The sequence below is a fragment of the Rugosibacter aromaticivorans genome, assembly GCF_000934545.1.
Taxonomy (GTDB): domain Bacteria; phylum Pseudomonadota; class Gammaproteobacteria; order Burkholderiales; family Rhodocyclaceae; genus Rugosibacter; species Rugosibacter aromaticivorans.
Genome location: NZ_CP010554.1, coordinates 483054 through 502106, shown reverse-complemented (window position 1 = coordinate 502106; position 19053 = coordinate 483054). Strand labels below are relative to the sequence as shown.

The following is a 19053-nucleotide window of genomic DNA, read 5'->3' as shown; positions in this document are numbered from 1 at the left end:
TGCAGCGTGAAATGCCATCTTCATTTTTTATTTTCCGCTTGCGCTGAATCCTGCGAACTACGCAGGGGTTCAACAACGGGCTCAACGCCGGGTTCAACAATGATGGCCTTGACGACACGCTCCATCCGCATGAAGCGCGAACCTTTAACAAGTACCGTGGTATGGGCATCCAGCTCGGTGCGCAGGGTTTTGATGAGCGCCTCAAGGTGGGCAAAATGCTCACCGCCCTCGCCAAAATTATGCGCGGCCGCTTCAGCAAGTTCGCCCAGGCACAATAATCGGTCTATACCGTGGCTTTTGGCATAGCCACCCACTTCATCATGAAACTGGGCAGCTGCTTCGCCCGCTTCACCCATATCCCCCATGACAAAAATACGTCGCCCCGGAATGCCAGCCAGCACATCGATTGCCGCCCGCATGGAATCGGGATTTGCGTTATAGGTGTCATCCATAATGAGCGCGCCGCGCTGTCCAGCGCATTGCTGTAATCGCCCTTTGACGCCACGAAAACCAGCCAATCCCTGCGTCACCATTTCCAGCGTCACGCCGATTGCCAGCGTCGCCGCTGCGGCCGCACAGGCATTCATTGCGTTGTGCTGACCGGGCACGCCAAGCGGAATATCCGTCACGCCCCACGGCGTACTCAAGCGCAGCGTGCCACCCAAGCCATGCGGCGTGAATTCACCCCGCACATCTGCCACTTGACGCATGCCAAACGTCAGTTGCAACGTGTTTTGTGCCAGCGTATGCCATAGCTCAGCCTGGGCATCATCCGCATTAAAAACAGCGATGCCCTCCGCACCCAGTCCGGCAAAAATTTCACCCTTGGCCAGTCCGACATCTTGCACCGTACCAAGGCCTGCCAGATGTGCGCGCTGGGCATTGATCACCACCGCAACCGTGGGCGCTGCCAAGTGCGTGAGATAGTTAATTTCACCGGCATGGCTCATGCCCATTTCCATAACGGCTGAAGTATGCGTATCGCGCAACTTGAGCAACGTCAGCGGCAGGCCGATGTCATTATTCAAGTTGCCTTCAGTAGCGAGCACCTTGCCACCCTTGGCGCCCTCACCATCCGCCTCACCATCGTGTATGCGCAAAATCGCTGCGCACATTTCCTTTACCGTGGTTTTTCCATTACTGCCGGTGACACCAATTAATGGCAAAGTGAATCGTGCGCGCCAAGCCGCTGCCAACGCGCCAAGTGCCCGCCGCGTATCCGCCACAGCAATCAGGGGCAGACCAGGATGGGCTGCCGCAAATTCCTGGCTAACCAGAGCGCCTGCCGCACCCTGGGTGATCGCCTGAGACACAAACGAATGACCATCAAAATGATCGCCCTTGATCGCAACAAAAAGATCACCAGCAACGATGGCGCGAGAATCGCTCGTTACGGCAGTAAACGTTCTGTCAGCGCCCTGCATTTGGGCACCAATCGCTTGCGCCGCTGACAACAAAGTCATCATGTCACTGCTCCGTTAGCCGAGTTTGAACTAGTTGAGCTAGTTGAAAACTCACCGCCGCGCCGTATCGCCAGCGCCGACTTTGCCATGGCCACATCATCAAAGGGGTGGCGCACACCGGCAATTTCCTGGTAGGGTTCATGTCCCTTGCCGGCCAGCAAAATCACATCGCCCGCATTGGCCCGCGCGACGGCCGACGTGATGGCCAGCCCGCGATATACCTCAACCACTACTGCCATCGGCGGCTGTTTCATGCCGGCCAGAATGTCATTGATAATGGCTTCGGCATTTTCATGGCGCGGGTTATCGCTCGTCACCACCACCGTATCTGCCAAACGCTCTGCTACTGCACCCATTTCAGGCCGTTTGCCCGCATCACGCTCGCCACCGCAACCAAACACACACACGAGCTGGCCACCACGCGTGACGGCCAGCTCGCGCAACACGGTCAACACTTTTTCCAGTGCGTCCGGCGTATGGGCGTAATCCACAATCACCAGCGGCTCATTCTCGCCACCCACAGGCTGCATACGGCCTGCGGGGGGCTGCAAGTGCCGCAACGCTTCAGCAATATCCACCAATCGCTCACCCCGTGCGACCAGCGCCGCAATCACCGCCATGAGGTTCGACGCATTAAACCGCCCCACAACCGGCGCCCCAAAGGTTTGCCCTTGCAAGCTAAAACGCAGGTCAGTGGCCGTCATGCGCAACTGTTCAGCAACCAGCACATCATTCGTTATTCGTGCTCCCGTCGGGAGCGACTCCAGGGTGTAACCCATCGTGTGCACGTCACGCCGCACTGTATTCGCCAGCGACAGTGAAAAAGGGTCATCCAGATTCAGGACGGCGGCTTTGATCCCTGGCGTGGCAAACAGCTGTGCTTTCGCATCCCCATAGGCCGCCATAGTGCCGTGATAATCAAGATGATCGCGCGTTAAATTGGTGAATACCGCCACATCAAATCGCACACCTTGCACGCGGCCTTCGGCTAACCCGATTGAAGACACCTCCATCGAACACGCCGTGGCCCCCTGGCGAACAAAGTCGCTGAGTGCCGCATGGACAGCCGGCGCATCCGGCGTGGTAAAACCTGTTTCGCGCAACGCGCCGGGAAATCCATTGCCCAGCGTACCAATCACAGCGCAATGCTGGCCAAGTTTGGTCAGTGCCTGCATCAGCCACTGCGACACGGAAGTTTTGCCATTGGTGCCGGTCACGCCCGCCAGCCATAACTTGTCTGAAGGGCGGCCATAGACCAGATGCGCTAATTCACCGACCTGTGTGGCCAAACCATCGACGGCAATACAGGGCACGCTCCAGGAATTTTCATCAATATTCGCCGTCTCACCAGAGCCGGGTTTTTCGCTACGCTCACAAATCAACGCTGCAGCCCCGCGCGCGACGGCATCGGCCATAAATGCGCGGCCATCCACCTGGTGTCCAGGGTAGGCAAGAAATACATCCCCCGGCTGTACGATGCGCGAATCATTCACTAATCGCTCGGCTGTAACCCCTTGCGCTGCCAAGCGATGCAGAATCCCTATGGCATCGACATTGGTATCCATTGCGCTATCGCTCACATTTCCTCCTGCACGGATTCGCTGTCAGTGGGCAGTGGCACAAGAGGAGTCAATGGCGCATCCGGTGCCACGCCCAACGTGCGCAAGCTGCCCGCCATCACTTGTGCAAACACCGGCGCGGCCACTTCGCCACCGTAATACTTGCCATTCGAGGGCTCATCCACCATTACCGCAATGATCAAACGCGGCTTGGAAACCGGCGCGAAACCGACAAAGGAAGCAACATATTTATTGACGTACGCACCGTTTTCAACCTTATGCGCCGTACCGGTTTTACCCGCTACCCGATAGCCTGGAATATGCGCCAAGGGTGCCGTACCGCCAGGCTGCACGACCATTTCCAGCATGGCACGCACCGAGCGCGCTGTTTTTTCCGAAAACAGGCGTTGGCCAGCAGGTGGTGGCGTCTCCTGTCGCATCAGCGATAGCGCGGGCAGATCACCATCCCGCGCGAAGGCCAGATACGATCGTGCCAGTTGAATCAGTGTCACCGAAATGCCATGCCCATAAGACATCGTGGCCTGCTCGATCGGCCGCCAGGTTTTCGCCGGCCGCAAATGTCCGCCCACCTCACCCGGAAAGCCAAGTTTCAAAGGGGTACCAAACCCTGCCGTTTCGAACATGGCGTGCATATCGTCGGGGGTCATGGAGAGCGCAATTTTGGCAGCGCCCACGTTGGATGATTTTTGTATCACCTGCGCCACCGTAAGAATGCCATGCGCATGAGAATCCGAAATCGTCGCCGGGCCGATGTGTAATTTTCCCGGTGCAGTTTGAATCGGCGTATCAAAATTTACTTTGCCTTGTTCCAGCGCCAAGCCAATCGTAAAGGGCTTTAAGGTCGAGCCTGGTTCAAAGCTATCGGTCAACGCACGATTACGCAACTGCGCGCCGATCAAATGCACGCGATTGTTCGGGTTGTAAGTCGGCAAATTAACCAGCGCGAGAACCTCTCCGGTCTGCGCATCCAGTACCACGACACCCCCGGCTTTGGCGCGGTGGGTTTCCAACGCCTGCTTCAAATGCGTGTAAGCAAGGTATTGAATCTTGGCGTCCAGCGCCAAGGCAATGTCCTGGCCTTCTGTTGGCGGATGAATGCTGCCGACATCTTCGATCACATTCCCGCGTCTATCCTTGATCACACGACGGCTGCCCGGCTTGCCTGCCAGCTTGTCATTAAATGCGAGCTCAACACCTTCTTGCCCCGACTCATCCACCCCCGTGAAACCAACCATATGCGCCATCACTTCACCCGAAGGGTAGTAGCGGCGATATTCGGTTTTTTGATGGATGCCTGACAAATTAAGCGCCATCACCTTGTCTGTCACATCCGGCGGCAATTGACGTTTGAGATAGATAAAATCGCGGTCGGACGCCAGCTTGCGATTCAACTCGCGTACCTCAATGCCTAGCAACGCGGCCAAACTGCGCGCTTCTCCCGGTTTTAGTTCCGTATCTTCAGGAATCGCCCACACCGAACGCACAGGGGTCGATACCGCCAGTAAATCACCATGTCGATCCGTAATGCGACCACGCGTGGCTGAAATATCCAGCACCCGCTCAAAACGCTCTTTGCCTTTGTCTCCAAGAAATTCATTGTTGATGCCTTGCAAATAAAACGCGCGCCCCATCAACACCACGAACCCGCCGAGAATGACAAACAGCACCACGCGCCGCCGCCACAAAGGCAAGGGCTGCGAGAGCAACGGGCTGCGTGAAAAACGAATTGATTTCATCGCGTGGGCTTTGCCTTTGCAACGGCTGGCGCGGCTGGCGGGGTTGATGCAGCCGGGGCAATCTTCTGTGCGTCATCGCTCATCACCTCACCCGGCGCAGGGCGCTTCATGCCCAGTTTTTCGCGCGCCAGGGTTTCCACACGAGCATTGGCCGCCCAGGTACTTTGCTCAAGCTGCAACTGTCCCCATTCAACATCCAGATCACGCAGGTGTTTTTGCTCCGCCTCCAATGCGATAAACAGTTTGCGCGCCTGATGGTTAGCCTTCACCACAGAGAGCGCACAAATGACCACGACAAGCAGCAGTATGAGATTAAGGTTTAGGCGTGCCATCTAGTCACCCCCTTTCCCGGAAAGGGGGCCGGGGGGGATTGCTGTTAATTGTTTTCCCGGAAAGATGGTTGGTGAGATGGTTATTCACCGTTTCCGCCACCCGCAACACCGCACTGCGCGAACGCGGATTGGTGGCAACTTCAGCATCACCCGGAAATACCGGCTTGCCGATCAAACGCAAAGTCGGCGCTGGCAAATCGGCGGCACGGATCGGCACGCCTTTGGGTGGCTGCGGCGATGTTGCGCCATCGCGCATAAAGCGCTTGACGATACGATCCTCCAACGAATGAAAGCTGATCACAGCCAACCGTCCTCCAGGCGCTAACCGTCGCGTGCAGCCGGGCAGTGCTAGCGCAAGCTCTTCGAGCTCATGGTTAACGTATATCCGTAGCGCCTGGAAAGTGCGCGTCGCCGGATGCTGGCCCGGTTCGCGCGTGCGCACGACCCCCGCAACGAGGGTGGCAAGCTGCTTTGTGTTTGTAATATGGCCTTCGCCCCGAGCAGCCACAAGCGCCTTTGCAATCGCATGAGCAAACCGTTCTTCGCCATAATCTTTTATCACCCTTCCTATTTCAGATTGCGATGCCCGCGCCAGGAAATCAGCCACGGTCTCTCCTTGCGTCGTATCCATGCGCATATCCAGCGGCGCATCAAAACGAAAACTCATGCCCCGCTCGGGCGTATCCAGTTGCGGCGACGACACACCCAGATCGAGCAATACCCCATCGATCAGCGTGATTTTTAATTGGTCCAGTACCGATTCGATCTGGCTGAAATGCGCATGCACCAGCGTGAAGCGCGGATCGGCAATGGCGCGCCCGGCCTCGATCGCCGCCACGTCGCAATCCAACGCAATCAAACGTCCGGCGGAGCCTAGGGACTCGAGAATTTTTCGACTGTGCCCCCCACGACCAAATGTCGCATCGACATAAATGCCTGCGGGACGAATCGCTAGTGCTGCAACCCCTTCGTTGAGCAATACCGTGATATGCGTGCGGGTGCTCACAGCGCAAGATGTTCAAGCCCTAGAGGGAGCAACTTGTCCCCCAACGCGAAAATGGCTTCTTGCTGCGCGCGCCAGCCCGCATCGGACCACACTTCAAAATGGCTACCCTGACCCACTAACCAGACCTCTTTTTCCAGTCCCGCGTATTGGCGCAACGAGGGTGAAATCAGCAGACGCCCCGCGCTATCTAACGCCACCTCTTCAGCAAAACCAACCAGCAAACGACGCACCATGGCGGATTCAATTTGCAGGCTCGGTGCTGCCAGAATTTGCGCACGGATCGGTTCCCACGCCGGTTGCGGATACAACAGCAGGCAGCGATGGGGATGTGCGGTGAGCACCAGCCTGCCCGCACCAGCCGTTAGCAGCGCGTCACGATGCTTCGCCGGTGTTGCCATGCGACCTTTAGCATCGAGATTGAGCGGCGCTGCACCCTGAAACATTGGAACCTCCATCGGCGGGGGAAAAATTGAACAAATTCCCACCATTTCCCACTGATTCCCACTTTATGCCACTTTTTTTTCGCGGTCAAGAAGTAAAGGAAAAATTTTTAGTGGCAACAACGACTTAGGCTTGTTTTGCACAGGTAATTTTTAGAAAAAATTAAACAAAAACAATGTAAGTGGAAATGAAATCGAAAGTAGTTTATTAAGAAAATCCACGCCCTCGCGCCACACCCATGCCAGCGGTCCGCGTTACCCGGTAAGATCACGCTTTCCGCCAGCGTGAATACCACCTATTTCTAATGACTACACCCCCCATCCCGCGTACTGGTGGCCAGATTCTGGTCGATCAGCTCAAGACTCATGGTGTTCGACACGCGTTTTGCGTTCCTGGCGAATCCTATCTTGCCGTGCTTGACGCACTTTATGACGCACGCTCCTCGATCGAACTCATCGCCGCTCGTCAGGAAGGTGGTGCCGCCTTCATGGCCGGCGCCTATGGCAAGCTGACCGGCACACCGGGCATCTGTTTCGTGACCCGCGGCCCGGGCGCAGCCAATGCATCGATTGGCGTGCACACCGCGTTTCAGGATAGCGAGCCGATGATTCTGTTCATCGGCCAGGTTGCCTCCGGCCAGGTCGAGCGAGAATCTTTTCAGGAAATCGATTTCCGTCGCATGTTCGGCCCCATGGCCAAGTGGGTGGCGCAAATCGACCGCACCGACCGCATTCCCGAGTATGTCAGCCACGCCTTTCACCTCGCGGTATCGGGCCGCCCCGGCCCCGTGGTACTGGCACTGCCCGAAGACATGCTGATGCACACAGCGGCGGTGGCTGACGCTCACCGCTACAAAGCGGTGCAGGCCGCGCCTCAGCCAGCCGACATGGTGCGCTTGAAAGCCTTGATTGAAGCCGCCGCACGGCCCATCGTCATCCTTGGCGGCGCGGGCTGGACAGCGCAAGGCATCGCCGATATTCGCCGGTTTGTCAGCACTTTCGACCTGCCCGTCAGTTGCGCCTTCCGCTTTCAGGATTTGCTCGACAACCGCCACAACAGCTACTGTGGCGATGCCGGCATCGGCATCAACCCGGCGCTGGCGCAACGCATTCGCGACGCGGATCTCGTGCTCGTCATTGGCGCACGCTTAGGCGAAATGACTACTGCGGGCTACACGCTCCTCACACCACCGGTGCCCCAACAAACACTGATTCACGTGCACGCCGACGTAAGTGAGCTTGGCCGTGTCTATCAGGGGGAGCTTTTGATCAATGCCGGCATGAACGAATTCGCCCACGCCGCGAGTGCGTTAAACGCGCCTGCCCGGCCGAAGTACGCCGCGCACACCCGCGCTGCACGGCGCGATTATGAAATCTGGCAAAGCACCGCCTACAACGGCATGCCAGGCAAAGTAGACCTGCGCGAAGTCATCCTCACGCTCGGGCGCAGGCTGCCTGAAGACACGATTTACACCATGGGTGCTGGCAACTTCTCGGGCTGGATGCAACGCTTTCATCGCTACACCGGCTATCGCACCCAACTCGCCCCCTCCGCCGGTTCGATGGGCTACGGCGTGCCGGCGGCGATTGCCGCCAAAGTGGCACACCGCGAACGCACCGTGCTCTCGTTCAATGGCGATGGCGACTACATGATGAACGGACAAGAGCTCGCCACCGCCGTGCATTACGGCCTCAATGTGATTTTCATCATCGTCAATAATGGCATCTATGGCACGATCCGTATGCACCAGGAACGTGAATATCCGACGCGCGTCTATGGCACCGCGCTCACCAACCCCGACTTTGCTGCCTTGGCACGCGCCTATGGCGCATATGGCGAAACGGTGACCGACACCGTGCAATTCGCAAGCGCGCTCGATCGCGCACTCGCCGCAGGAAAACCTGCGGTGATCGACATCCTCACCGACCCCGACGCCATCACCACACAAACCACCTTGAGCAGGATTCGCGAAAAAGCCCTCGCGGCCCACAACGCAAAAAACTGAACGCCAGAGACTACGCGCTGACAACGCCACCTTCCGCGCGGTTATTACATTCGTAATAACCAACAGGAGTATCGCCAGACGGCTTTCGGGTAACCGCTTTTGATCTCGAAATTCGCGCGTCAGACGACTGCCGCCAAAACCATCATGAAGCGTCGTCGCCATGTGCTGCGCGAATCAGCCAAATGACAGCGGGATGAGTTTCATCTGGATCGAAACGACGGCAGTCCGCGCCGTCCATGACACGCAGCTCGCCGAGCATGGCGGACTTTCCGGTGTGCGTGATGCGGGCCTGCTCCAATCCGCTCTCGCCTGCCCGCAAAACCTGCTGACCGCAGACGACCTGTCATGCGTCACCGCCGTGCTGGCGCTTGCCGCCGGTGGCATCGACGAAGCCACCTTTGCCGCCTGGTTGCGAACGCATCTCGCAGCGCGACGGAATGCCGTCTCGCCAGCGCCGACTTTCTGCATGACGTTGTAAAGGCCGGTCAGCGTCGGCTCGTCGTGCGCGGCCTGCATATTGCGCCAGCGCCCGTGCAGCGGCTCGATCACCGTGGGCAGCACCAGCCGCTCGACAGAGGCGCGCGGCGCTCCTGCGGGTCGAGCGCGCGTTCGAGCAAGGTGCCGAAAAGGGCCGGTTCAACGTCCGTCCAGTCAGCTTTTGCCCCCTCAATCAGCAGGGTGATTACTGCCCGCGGTAGCACCATCGCCCCAACCGCAGGCGGCTTGAACAGCTTGCCGTTGAAACGCGGCAGCGCGGATAGCGGCGGAACACTCGCCCTTGCCCATCGCCTGCCACAGCTCGCCAATCAGGAGCACAAAATGGTCCGGCGTTTCCTGAAGCTGCGCTACGGTGCGGAGAAGGCGTCCTTGGGAATCAGCACCACGTCTTCAGCGAACATCGAGAACAGGCAGCGGATGAAAAAACTGGCAACGGTCTCGGCGGCATGGCGGGTTTGCCATCACTTGTTTCAAGCAACTTGGCCACCTCGACCAGAGACGCGGCGATTCGCGCGTGACGCGTGCGGTGTGCCTGGCCGGATCGAGCGCGAGCGGGTCAATGAACAACCGCCGCAAGCGTTCGCGAATGTCTTCGTGCAAAAAGTCGGCGATGGCGATACGGTGGCCGCTCCCCGTCGGCAGGCAGGGCGCGGGCATAGTTTTCGGCTTGGGCACGAGCGCACAGCAAGGCATCGTCGAACGTCCGCGCGCCGCCGGTTTTGAGCTTTTTTGCTTCCAGCAAAAACACGTTGCGCCGATAACAGTCGATACAGCCAGCCGATGGGCAGGCATCGCCATGATGAAACATGATGCGCCGCTCGAAGCACCAGGCGTTTTCGCCCACCTCATCAACAGCGGGCTGCGGCGGTTCAACATCAAGCGTGCGGCACAGCTCGGTGGTAAAGAGCTGGTAATTGGCGCACTCGGAACCACTGGCGGCAGACCAGCGGGCGATGAAGGTTGCGGCAGCGGGATGTGCGCTCATGATGTTGGAATTGTAACGGCGAATCGTCCGCGTATGCTGCGGCCGACTGCGCTACCATTAACACATGCTCAATCCGCGCACTTTCTTCGGCATCGGTGGCGTCGCGCCACACGACACGCCTGCCACCCACCTCTGGATGAAGCGCCTGCACTGGCCGATGATGGTCGTAGCGCTATTGGCCCTGCCGGCGCTGTGGATCGATATCGCCCCGCCGGATACGGCCTGGCATGGCGTGGGACGCGCGCTGGATGCCCTGATTTTTGCGGCCTTTAGCGCGGAGTTGCTGTGGATGCTGCATGTCAGTCGCGAGCCATGGCACTATGTGGCGCGCAACTGGCTCAGCCTGGTCATCATCGCGGCGGCGACGGCCAGCCTGTTCGGCATCGAAGGCCACTGGCTGGTACTGACGCGCCTGATGCGCGTGATCTGGGCTTCGCTGCTACTGGCCCGCACGCTGGCGACAACGCGCGCACTGCTACGCGCCACGCTCACGCCCTGGATACTCACTGTCGGGGTGATTACCATGGCGCTCTCGGGCGAAATTTTTTACTGGCTGGAACCCACCGTGCACAGTTACGGTGAAGGACTCTGGCTGGCCTTTGTCACCGGCTCTACAGTTGGCTATGGCGATGTGATCCCCACCACACTGGCCTCGCGCCTGTTTGCGGTGCTTATCGTCATCATCGGCTTCGCCCTGCTGTCACTGGTGACAGCCTCGATCGCCGCCTTCTTGATCGGCGAAGACGAAAAAAAACTGCGGCACGAGATGCACCACGACATCCGTCTGCTGCGCGAGGAAGTCTCCGCACTGCGGGCAGAAATTCACCGCTCGCACACCATACCGCCACCGCAAAGCTGAGTATCGCGTTTGGGATTTGGTGTAACCCACCGACCATTACCTTTCGTTACACATCCTTACCTCGCCAACACACTTTCACTGAGCATCACGGCTATCTTGCAATCACCACTTAACGGAGGTGAATCATGAAAACCAAAAACAGTATTGCGCTTGCTCTTTGTTCATCACTGCTCATTGCGGCTGGCACCGCACAGGCGCACGACCGGTCGCTTGATGCGATGCTCGGTGGCGTTATCGGTGGCGGCACAGGCGCTATCATCGGCCAACAAATCGGCGGCCGGGATGGCGCGATCATCGGTGGCGCATTGGGTGCAGCAACGGGTGTTGCCATCACCACGGAGCGTCGGCAACGTGATCACTATGTCGCAGCACCCGCATATGCGCCGGTGTATACCTCGCCGCGCCCGGTAGCGTATTACGGCCCGCAAGTGATGTATGTCGAAAGACGCGGGCATGGCTACTACGAACATCATCGCAGAGACCACGATGACCGCAGGAATTGGGATGATCGCGGCAGATGGCGTAGAGACGATGATGGTGATCGGTACGAGCATCACGATGAAGGCCGCCACGATTATCGTCGTTGGGATTAAGGATGACTTTTATGCAGCCGCCGCATGGGCCGGAACGCCGCATGACTGCCTCATCACCGCCGTATCACGAACGCGCTCCGTGGGAAGTACCCTTGGGGTGCCGACTTTTTAGCAGATGTGACAACACCGGTGGCGTGATCAGCGTGGTAAGAATGACCATGATGACGATGACGGAGAACATTGCTTCGCTCATCACGCCCAATTGACGGCCAGTCATGGCGAAGATGAGGCCAACTTCGCCACGTGGCACCATGCCCCAACCCACCAGCCACGCGCCAGCTTCACGTCCGGCGGCAAGGCCCGCAACCAGCTTGCCAACGACTGCCGCCGCCGTGACGCCGAGACCAATGGCGAGCACCGAGGGATCGGCCAGCGTTTGCAAATCGACCTGCATGCCAGTCAGCACAAAAAACACCGGCACGAAGAAATAGCCGATCGGCTCAATCAGGTGTTCATGCTGATGGCCGGTGTGCGTTGCCAGAATTGCCCGCAGGCGCCCAGCTAACCCCGACTCCAACCCCGGCTCGCCAGCGGGCAAGTCCATTGGCAAAAGCGGCTCGATCTCGCGCACGATGGCCGGGCGCTCGAATCTGTGCAGGAACACCGGCTCGAACAACAGCCCGGCAGCAAACGCACCGATGATGGGCGCCAGCCCCATGACATGCGCCAGCCACGACAATGCCAGCGCAGTGGACAACACCTGGGCGAACAGCATCGACGGCCCGGCATCGAGCCGCGCCAATGATTGACTGGTCCACGGCGCAATCAAGCGGCCAATCCCGATGCTGCCGCCAAGAAACAGCACAGCCTTGGCCAGAATGAGACTGACTGCACCAGCACTCACCGTGCCAATGGAAACCAGGCTGGAGACCACGGCAAGAATGACCAGGCCGAGCACGTCGTCAATCACCGCGGCACCAAGCACGATACGCGCCGCCGGTAAATCAAGCTTGCCCATATCGCGAAAGACGCGGCCAGTAATGCCCACCGAGGTCGCCGAAAGCGTCGCACCGAGAAAGAGATACGCATTGATGTCTTTCCCTGGCAGCAGCCACGGCCCCACCACCCAGGCACCGAGCAGGAAGGGCATGACGATGCCAATGACACCCACACTAAGGGCACGCGGGCCGACGGCAACCAGATCCTTGAGCTTCGTTTCAAGACCAATTTGCAGCAGCAGCACGATCACGCCGAGTTCGGCGATGAAGGCAATGAGGGGGTCGTGCGCAATCATTGCGAAAAATGTAATACCCAGCAGCGGCATGTTGCCCAATGCAACACCAAGCAACAATTCGCCGAGCACGGCGGGAAAGCCAATGCGCTGGGCGAGCGGTGCGAACAGCCGCGCACTCATCAAGATCAGCGCCAGCCACAACAGATTTTCGCCGGCGGGTGAACCGGCCGCACCGGCAGCAAAAGCGCTGGCCGGGAACAGCATTATCATAAACATCAGCATCATCTTTTCTCCATGCTTTCAACTTTCTTTCTGCTGCGAAACAGTGCACAGATTACAGCCCTGGAACGTCGTCGTCCTGCCGCCACAGCCCCGCCTGCCGCCGTACCAGACGGGCTAAATCGGCATGGGCGGCAAATTCCCGGCGTTGCCAGGCCGCACCATTCTGCCCGGCGCGAACGCCCTGCGCCAGCCACTCCAGCGCCGCTTGTGATTCCAGCGCTGCGGCATCGTCCACCAAACTGTTGATCGTCTCCAGCACGTCATCTGCCAGAGGCCGCCGCGCGCCCGTGGCAACGTCAATTAATTCGGCGGCGAGGCCATAGCGGCAGGCATTGAAGCGGTTGCTGGCATAGGCCATATAGTGCTCGCTAGCGTTCAGCATGACACGCTCGCGCAACAAGCGGCGCGCCAATGCCTGGGCATAGGCAGCCAGCGCAGCTGCCATCCGCAGCGACAGTGGCGTATCGCAGACACGAATCTCGACGGTGCCGAACTCGGGCTTGGGTCGGATATCCCAGTAAAAATCCTTCATGCTGGCGACGATCCCGGCCTGCTGCATGCGACTAAAATAATTTTCGAATTCGTGCCATTGCGTACACCAGGGCGCATGTCCGGACAGTGGAAAGGCGCTTACCACATGCAGCCGTGAGCTGGCGAAGTGCGTATCCACACCCTGCTGAAAGGGGGAAGAAGCCGACAGCGCAATGAAATGCGGAACATAATCGGCCAGCGCATGGAGCAGGTATAACGCATCGTCGCCGCCCGGGCAGCCGACGTGGATATGCTGCCCAAACACGGTGAACTGCTTGGCCAGGTACCCATATAGTTCGGAGAGCTTTTTATACCGCGGGTTATCGACGATGCGACGTTCGTCCCAGCGCTGAAATGGATGCGTGCCGCCGCCACAGGTCACCAGGTTCAACTGGTCGGCCGCCGTCACCAGAGCATCACGCAAACTGCGCAACTCGGTCAGCGCCGCTGCGTGATGGGTATGAATGCCGGTAGCAATTTCCAGCATGCTCTCGGTGACTTCGTGCTTGATGTCACCCGGCGTCTTGCGCAGTTTACGCAACAGGTAGGAGGCTCCCTGGGTCAGGTTGTAATCGGTGGTATCCACCACCTGCAGTTCCAGTTCGATGCCAAAGGAGAGCTGCGGCGATGGCATAAATTCGAGCGATTTGGATTCAGCCATGAGATGCTTCTGAGCGCACGCCATCCGGCGCCGCTTCGCCTGCCCGCACCAAGGCAAAATGCGTCGCCAGCGGCCCCAGCAACTCAAGCAGCGCGATGGTCGCTATCATGATACCGGCCATCGCGCTGCCGAATTCGGGGTACAGCCGACTCATGTCGGCGACGAGCATCAGCGACAATCCAGACATCGGTGCCAAAGCCAGTCCGAGCCTAAAACTGTGGCGAAAAGTCAGCCCCGACGAACGTGCAACGAGACCGGTCGCCAGCCACTTTGCCAACAAGCGCGCCGCCGCCAGACCCAGCGCCGGCCAGCCGTAATGGAGCCAGTCGGCGCCCGCCAGACTGGTCCCGGAGAAAACAAAGAAAAGCACGATGAGCGGTCGGGCCATTTCGCCAAATTCCTCGCTGGAGCGCTCATCACGCCTGTTCTGGTGGTGCGTGATCAGGCCCAGTGCAAGCAGGCTCAGGGGCACTGAAAGGCCGATGCCACGCGCAGCGGCGAGCGTAAACAGGACACCGGAAAAATTGAGCACCAGGCGGCGAACCTCGCGCCTTCCAACGCTTATCGCCACCATCTTCAGCGCCGAGGCTACCAGGGCAGCCAACAACAGCGAGCCAAAGACGAGATACAGCGGGTGCAAGACCACGACATGCCAGGGCGTGGCTGCCTGCTCGGCATGAAACCATCCCACCAGCAGGGTCGCCACCAGCGCTGCCAGCGTCGAATTTGCCGCCGTCAGCCACAACAGACGCTCGGTCACCTGCCCCTGGGCGCGCACATCGCGGACGACGGTAATCACCGTTCCCGGCGAGGTGGACATGGCAATCGCCGCAGCCACGGCCGCCCAGGGGGTCGCCACATCGAGCAAACGCAAGACACCGAAGCAGGCGGCAAAGGTCGCGCCCATCTCCGCCACGGCGGTCAGCGCCAGCGTCGGGTCGCGCCTGAGCCAGGAAAAATCAACTCGCCGGCCAAGATCGAAAAGCAACACGCCCAGACCTATTTCGCCTAACAACCGCGCCGGCCCATGCAAATCGATCATGGGGAGCGATTTGTCCAGAATGCCGAACAGGCCGCCGGCCAGAGCGTAACCAACGACCCGCGGCAATCGCAGGCGGGCACACATCTCCCCCGCCACCCAGCCGGAAAGCAACAGCAGGGCAACCAGCGCAAGCCAGAGCGAAGAAATATCGACGTCGACAAGGGAGAGGAGATCGAGCATGGGTGTAGGAGAAAGGCCGGCAACATATCGCCGGTAGACAGCAGACGCCCATTCTACCGGAGCATTCCGGCACGCACGAACGCTGGTACCACCTTGCGGGATAAACTACAGCGTCGCTCATTGTGAGGACTACCCCTCTCATTAAAATTCTCCTTGCTGTCGATGGTTCCGCTCATGCCGAAGGCGCCATGCGCCATGTCATTCGTTCGGCGCACGCGTGCATGGCTGTCGAAAGTAGCGCCACCGGCCGACACCTGGAAATTCAAGCGCTTCATGAAGGCGGAAGAAATCGAGACGATGCAGAAAGCACAGCACCCGGTTCCACCACGCTGGCCGTGATTCAGCTCACCAGCCTGCCGATGACGGTGGTCAAATAGAGAGATGCTGCATTGATGCCTGGTTTCTCGTACAGTCTGCATTTGCTTTTTGCCAGCAGGCTTTCGAAATCTTGCGCAAACCAGAGGCGCTATCAACGAGGAGGCCGGCGGTGCTAGACATTATTCAGTCAATACACGACCACAACGCAGACAGAGACTTAGAACGTGTCGCGATAAAGTACGCCCATCTGCGAAAAGATGCTTTCTCTTTTTTGCGCGGAACATGTCACCTGTTTTACGAGCGGTTACCCCGTGAGCGAGTTTTTCGTGACGCACCCTTGGCTTGGATTTGCGGGGATCTTCATCTGGAGAACTTTGGCAGCTATAAAGGAGATAACCGATTAGTCTATTTCGACCTGAATGACTTTGACGAAGCCCTGCTCGCACCCTGTACTTTGGACATTGTCCGTTTCATCACGAGTTTAATGGTCGGAGTACATGAACAGGCTGGGGATGCAACCCAAACATTAGGTCAAACACTTGGCCAGTATTTCCTTGACGCTTATGCCGCAGCCTTGGCGGGAGGGAAAGCGCGTTGGATTGAACGCGATACGGCCATGGGCATGGTACGAGAGTTACTTGATGGCTTACGTCACCGACGCCGGGCAGACTTTCTGGATACTCGGACAGAAAAACGGCGAAAAATTAGGCACATACGGCTGGATGGCAGGAAAGCACTGCCGTCCACGGAGGAGCAACGGGTGCAGATAGGCACCTTCATGGCCCACTTTGCTGAAGCGCAGCCGAATCCAGATTTCTTCAAGGTGCTGGACATCGCGCGGCGCATCGCTGGTATAGGGAGTCTTGGCCTGGATCGCTACATCATTTTGGTCGAAGGCAAAGGCTCACCCGACGGAAATTACCTGCTTGATCTCAAACAATCAATTGCCTCAAGCCTGGTTGGCGATCTTGCGCCAAAACAACCCGTATGGCATCACGAAGCCGAGCGTATCGTTGACATCCAAAGGCACGCTCAAGCCATTCCGATGGCTTTTTTAAACGCAGTCACATTGGGAAAAAACGCTTATGTCTTGCGCAGTTTGCAACCATCGGAAGATCGCGTGTCCGTGAGCTTCAAACATCGAATAACACCTGAACTTGAGCAGCTTGTGCAGGATATGGGCGCGCTCGTTGCGTGGGGGCATTTGCGCAGTAGTGGCCGCCTGGGGGCAGCAACGGTGGATGACTTTATTGCATTTGGCGAGAAGAAAAAGTGGCAACAGAAACTGATGGCACAAGCTGAAGGCTGCTGTGAACAAGTACTGGAAGACTGGGCAACCTTTAGCCAGGCTTATGACAACGGTGCGTTTTCTGTTTCAGGTTGAAGCGTCGATGAGTCCTTGGAAAACTTTGCGACCGCATCATCAACGCTCCAAAAAATTCGCCCGTCACCCAGTTCTGCTTTGAACCCGCTCCGCTCGAACACATCGAGCACTTCATCTTTTAACCGGGCAAATGATAATGTAAGGCCTCTATGCGCAGCCTCGTTACGAAACTCCCGCAGCATGTCGATGCTTGTCACGTCGAGCGAAGGCGCCAGTTCCATACTGATGACGAATGCTTTAGTGACGTGCGTTGATGTGTCTCCGGGCAACAGCTTGCCTAATTCGCTGTGAACACGGTTGGCACTCGCAAAAAACAAAGGTTTATCCAGCCTGACCAAGATCAGGCCTGGCGTCCTCTCCGCTTCGGGATGGCGGCTGCAATCAACAAAGTCACGCGTCCCGGGGATACGGCCAAGCTCAACCACATGCGAATTGATGAGATCGCGCAGCAAAACGACCAGCGTCAGCCCCATGGATAACAGTAGCCCTGGCAAAATTCCAAACAAAGGAACAGCAGTCAAAGCGGTCAATGCCGGAGGCAATTCGCCGGTTTTCAGCATGGCATAGCGCCGTAGCTCGCCGATATTGGCAAGATGGGCTACAGCATGGATCACGATCGCAGCCAGGACCGGCTCAGGCAGATCATGGAACAAGGGCGTCAGCCAAATCAGGGTGATCAACACCATCAGCGAAGCACACACTGATGAAACTTGCGAACGGGCGCCTGCACTTTCACTCGCCGCAGAACCAGAAGTACCACCACCGACGGGCATACTTTGGAAAAAGGCACTGCCCAGATTTGCCAGGCCGAGCGCCTTGAGTTCCTGACTTGAGTCGATGGCATACCCGTGTTTTGCAGCAAACGTACGCGCTGAACCGATAGATTCTGCATACACAACAAGCGCCATTCCCAGAGCCGCTGGCAGCACCGCCGCCCATTCATTCCAGGCAACAAGAAAAAAACGGGGTTGTGGCAGTCCGGCTGGTATCGTGCCAACGATGGCTACGCCGTGCTGCGCAAGGTTCAAATATCGATAGACCATAATCCCCATCGTCAGCACAATGATCGCCCCGGGAATACGTGGAGCAAAACGCTTTAGCCCAGTCAAAATCAATAAAGCTGCGATACCTACAGCGGATGCCCAGGGATTGGCGGCAGGCAATTCCGTTAGGACATGAAGCAACAACCACAGTGCATTGCCATGTGGCGACTCAATGCCCATCAGCTTTGGAATTTGCTTAATGGTGATGCTCACCGCGATGCCAAAGACAAAGCCATTTAACACCGGCTTGGAGATGAATTCCGACAGAAACCCGAGGCGTAAAAAACCGGCAACTAACAGCATCGCACCGCAGACAAGCACAATCGCCATGGCCAGCGTGGTGTAATTCTCAGGCCGCGACACGGTGAGGGCCAGCGTCGCGGCGGCTAGAGTCGCCGCAGATGATGAGGTGGGAGATACGACCAAATGCTTGCTTGATCCACTGAACGCATAGACAAAAAGGCCGATCGCGGTGGCATATAAGCCTGATTGCGCGGGCAGTCCAGCGATGTTCGCATAACCCATCGATTCCGGAATGAGTAATCCGGCAACCGCAATGCCTGCCAGCGCATCGCCCAAGGTGTTTTTCGGTGACATAGCGCGCGCGGTGAACCAGGTGGTCAGATTACGAAAAGCGCTCATTCCATTACCTGCCTTTCTACGTATCCAAAATTATGTATTGAGAATTTTTCTTATTGATACGGGATTTTTTACGCGCTTTGAATCATCACGCGGTATATTGCAACGTTATGCAAATGCCCTTTAGCGTTATCTGGTCAACAAGGCCACAAAATGACTTCATTACGTGACTTCATCACGCGGCATTCATGAAAATTGTGATGTGTTAGCCGTTTCTGATTTTAGCTAGCTTCGTTTCCGATAGCATCTTTGTGGAACTCCCCGCGAGGTTCCGTGTCCTTGGTTCCGTGTCCTTCTCTGA

18 protein-coding genes are annotated in these 19053 nt (G+C 57.8%); 6 read left to right on the top strand and 12 right to left on the bottom strand.

What is annotated here, in order from left to right; genetic code table 11:
- Positions 1 to 20: 20 nt before the first annotated feature.
- Genes PG1C_RS02630 through mraZ form a run of 6 tightly spaced genes read right to left on the bottom strand, consistent with a single transcriptional unit; the run spans position 21 to position 6560 of the window.
- Positions 21 to 1466 carry a UDP-N-acetylmuramoyl-tripeptide--D-alanyl-D-alanine ligase gene (locus PG1C_RS02630; RefSeq protein ID WP_202635887.1) on the bottom strand — a complete coding sequence of 482 codons (1446 nt, stop codon included), beginning with the start codon at positions 1464 to 1466 and terminating at the stop codon, positions 21 to 23.
- Positions 1463 to 3043 carry a UDP-N-acetylmuramoyl-L-alanyl-D-glutamate--2,6-diaminopimelate ligase gene (locus PG1C_RS02625; protein WP_284431781.1) on the bottom strand — a complete coding sequence of 527 codons (1581 nt, stop codon included), beginning with the start codon at positions 3041 to 3043 and terminating at the stop codon, positions 1463 to 1465. The genes PG1C_RS02630 and PG1C_RS02625 overlap by 4 nt, the downstream gene beginning before the upstream one ends.
- Positions 3040 to 4779, bottom strand: coding sequence for a peptidoglycan D,D-transpeptidase FtsI family protein (locus PG1C_RS02620; protein WP_202635886.1), 1740 nt, complete (start codon positions 4777 to 4779; stop codon positions 3040 to 3042). The genes PG1C_RS02625 and PG1C_RS02620 overlap by 4 nt, the downstream gene beginning before the upstream one ends.
- A complete protein-coding gene (gene ftsL / locus PG1C_RS02615) occupies positions 4776 to 5111 on the bottom strand; it encodes a cell division protein FtsL (RefSeq protein WP_202635885.1) in 336 nt (111 codons plus the stop codon). Before ftsL ends, PG1C_RS02620 begins: the two co-directional genes overlap by 4 nt.
- A 4-nt stretch (positions 5112 to 5115) precedes the next feature.
- On the bottom strand, positions 5116 to 6117 hold the full coding sequence (gene rsmH / locus PG1C_RS02610; protein ID WP_202635884.1) for a 16S rRNA (cytosine(1402)-N(4))-methyltransferase RsmH: 1002 nt from the start codon (positions 6115 to 6117) through the stop codon (positions 5116 to 5118).
- A complete protein-coding gene (gene mraZ / locus PG1C_RS02605; RefSeq protein WP_202635883.1) occupies positions 6114 to 6560 on the bottom strand; it encodes a division/cell wall cluster transcriptional repressor MraZ in 447 nt (148 codons plus the stop codon). Before mraZ ends, rsmH begins: the two co-directional genes overlap by 4 nt.
- 302 nt (positions 6561 to 6862) lie before the next feature.
- Between mraZ and PG1C_RS02600 the strand changes: the two genes are divergently transcribed.
- Together PG1C_RS02600 and PG1C_RS02595 are read left to right on the top strand one after the other, a co-directional pair.
- Positions 6863 to 8563 (top strand): thiamine pyrophosphate-binding protein, encoded by a 1701-nt coding sequence (locus PG1C_RS02600; protein WP_202635882.1) that lies wholly within the window; start codon positions 6863 to 6865, stop codon positions 8561 to 8563.
- A gap of 193 nt (positions 8564 to 8756) precedes the next feature.
- Complete coding sequence (locus PG1C_RS02595) at positions 8757 to 9041, top strand: hypothetical protein (protein ID WP_202635881.1); 285 nt, start codon at positions 8757 to 8759, stop codon at positions 9039 to 9041.
- A 188-nt stretch (positions 9042 to 9229) separates the two neighbouring features.
- Here PG1C_RS02595 and PG1C_RS02590 read toward each other — a convergent pair whose 3' ends face one another.
- Together PG1C_RS02590 and PG1C_RS02585 are read right to left on the bottom strand one after the other, a co-directional pair.
- Complete coding sequence (locus PG1C_RS02590; RefSeq protein ID WP_202635880.1) at positions 9230 to 9379, bottom strand: hypothetical protein; 150 nt, start codon at positions 9377 to 9379, stop codon at positions 9230 to 9232.
- Between the two features lie 238 nt (positions 9380 to 9617).
- Complete coding sequence (locus PG1C_RS02585; RefSeq protein WP_202635879.1) at positions 9618 to 10046, bottom strand: type IIL restriction-modification enzyme MmeI; 429 nt, start codon at positions 10044 to 10046, stop codon at positions 9618 to 9620.
- A gap of 64 nt (positions 10047 to 10110) precedes the next feature.
- Here PG1C_RS02585 and PG1C_RS02580 point away from each other — a divergent pair, with 64 nt between their 5' ends.
- Complete coding sequence (locus tag PG1C_RS02580; protein ID WP_202635878.1) at positions 10111 to 10905, top strand: potassium channel family protein; 795 nt, start codon at positions 10111 to 10113, stop codon at positions 10903 to 10905.
- Positions 10906 to 11030: 125 nt separating this feature from the next.
- Entirely contained in the window at positions 11031 to 11498 is a 468-nt protein-coding gene (locus PG1C_RS02575) for a glycine zipper domain-containing protein (RefSeq protein ID WP_202635877.1), read from the top strand.
- A 64-nt stretch (positions 11499 to 11562) separates the two neighbouring features.
- Here PG1C_RS02575 and PG1C_RS02570 read toward each other — a convergent pair whose 3' ends face one another.
- Genes PG1C_RS02570 through PG1C_RS02560 form a run of 3 tightly spaced genes read right to left on the bottom strand, consistent with a single transcriptional unit; the run spans position 11563 to position 15368 of the window.
- On the bottom strand, positions 11563 to 12957 hold the full coding sequence (locus PG1C_RS02570) for a cation:proton antiporter (protein ID WP_202635876.1): 1395 nt from the start codon (positions 12955 to 12957) through the stop codon (positions 11563 to 11565).
- A gap of 49 nt (positions 12958 to 13006) precedes the next feature.
- Positions 13007 to 14146: a YbdK family carboxylate-amine ligase gene (locus PG1C_RS02565; protein WP_202635875.1), complete on the bottom strand. Its 1140-nt coding sequence runs from the start codon at positions 14144 to 14146 to the stop codon at positions 13007 to 13009.
- Positions 14139 to 15368: a cation:proton antiporter gene (locus PG1C_RS02560; protein ID WP_202635874.1), complete on the bottom strand. Its 1230-nt coding sequence runs from the start codon at positions 15366 to 15368 to the stop codon at positions 14139 to 14141. The genes PG1C_RS02565 and PG1C_RS02560 overlap by 8 nt, the downstream gene beginning before the upstream one ends.
- A 122-nt stretch (positions 15369 to 15490) precedes the next feature.
- On the opposite strand from PG1C_RS02560, the gene PG1C_RS02555 reads away from it, so the two are divergent.
- Positions 15491 to 15745, top strand: coding sequence for a hypothetical protein (locus tag PG1C_RS02555; RefSeq protein ID WP_202635873.1), 255 nt, complete (start codon positions 15491 to 15493; stop codon positions 15743 to 15745).
- Between the two features lie 110 nt (positions 15746 to 15855).
- Complete coding sequence (locus PG1C_RS02550; RefSeq protein ID WP_202635872.1) at positions 15856 to 17070, top strand: DUF2252 domain-containing protein; 1215 nt, start codon at positions 15856 to 15858, stop codon at positions 17068 to 17070.
- Here PG1C_RS02550 and PG1C_RS02545 read toward each other — a convergent pair.
- Positions 17037 to 18755, bottom strand: coding sequence for a SulP family inorganic anion transporter (locus tag PG1C_RS02545; protein WP_202635871.1), 1719 nt, complete (start codon positions 18753 to 18755; stop codon positions 17037 to 17039). The two genes, PG1C_RS02550 and PG1C_RS02545, sit on opposite strands and share 34 nt — an antisense overlap.
- Between the last annotated feature and the right edge of the window lie 298 nt (positions 18756 to 19053).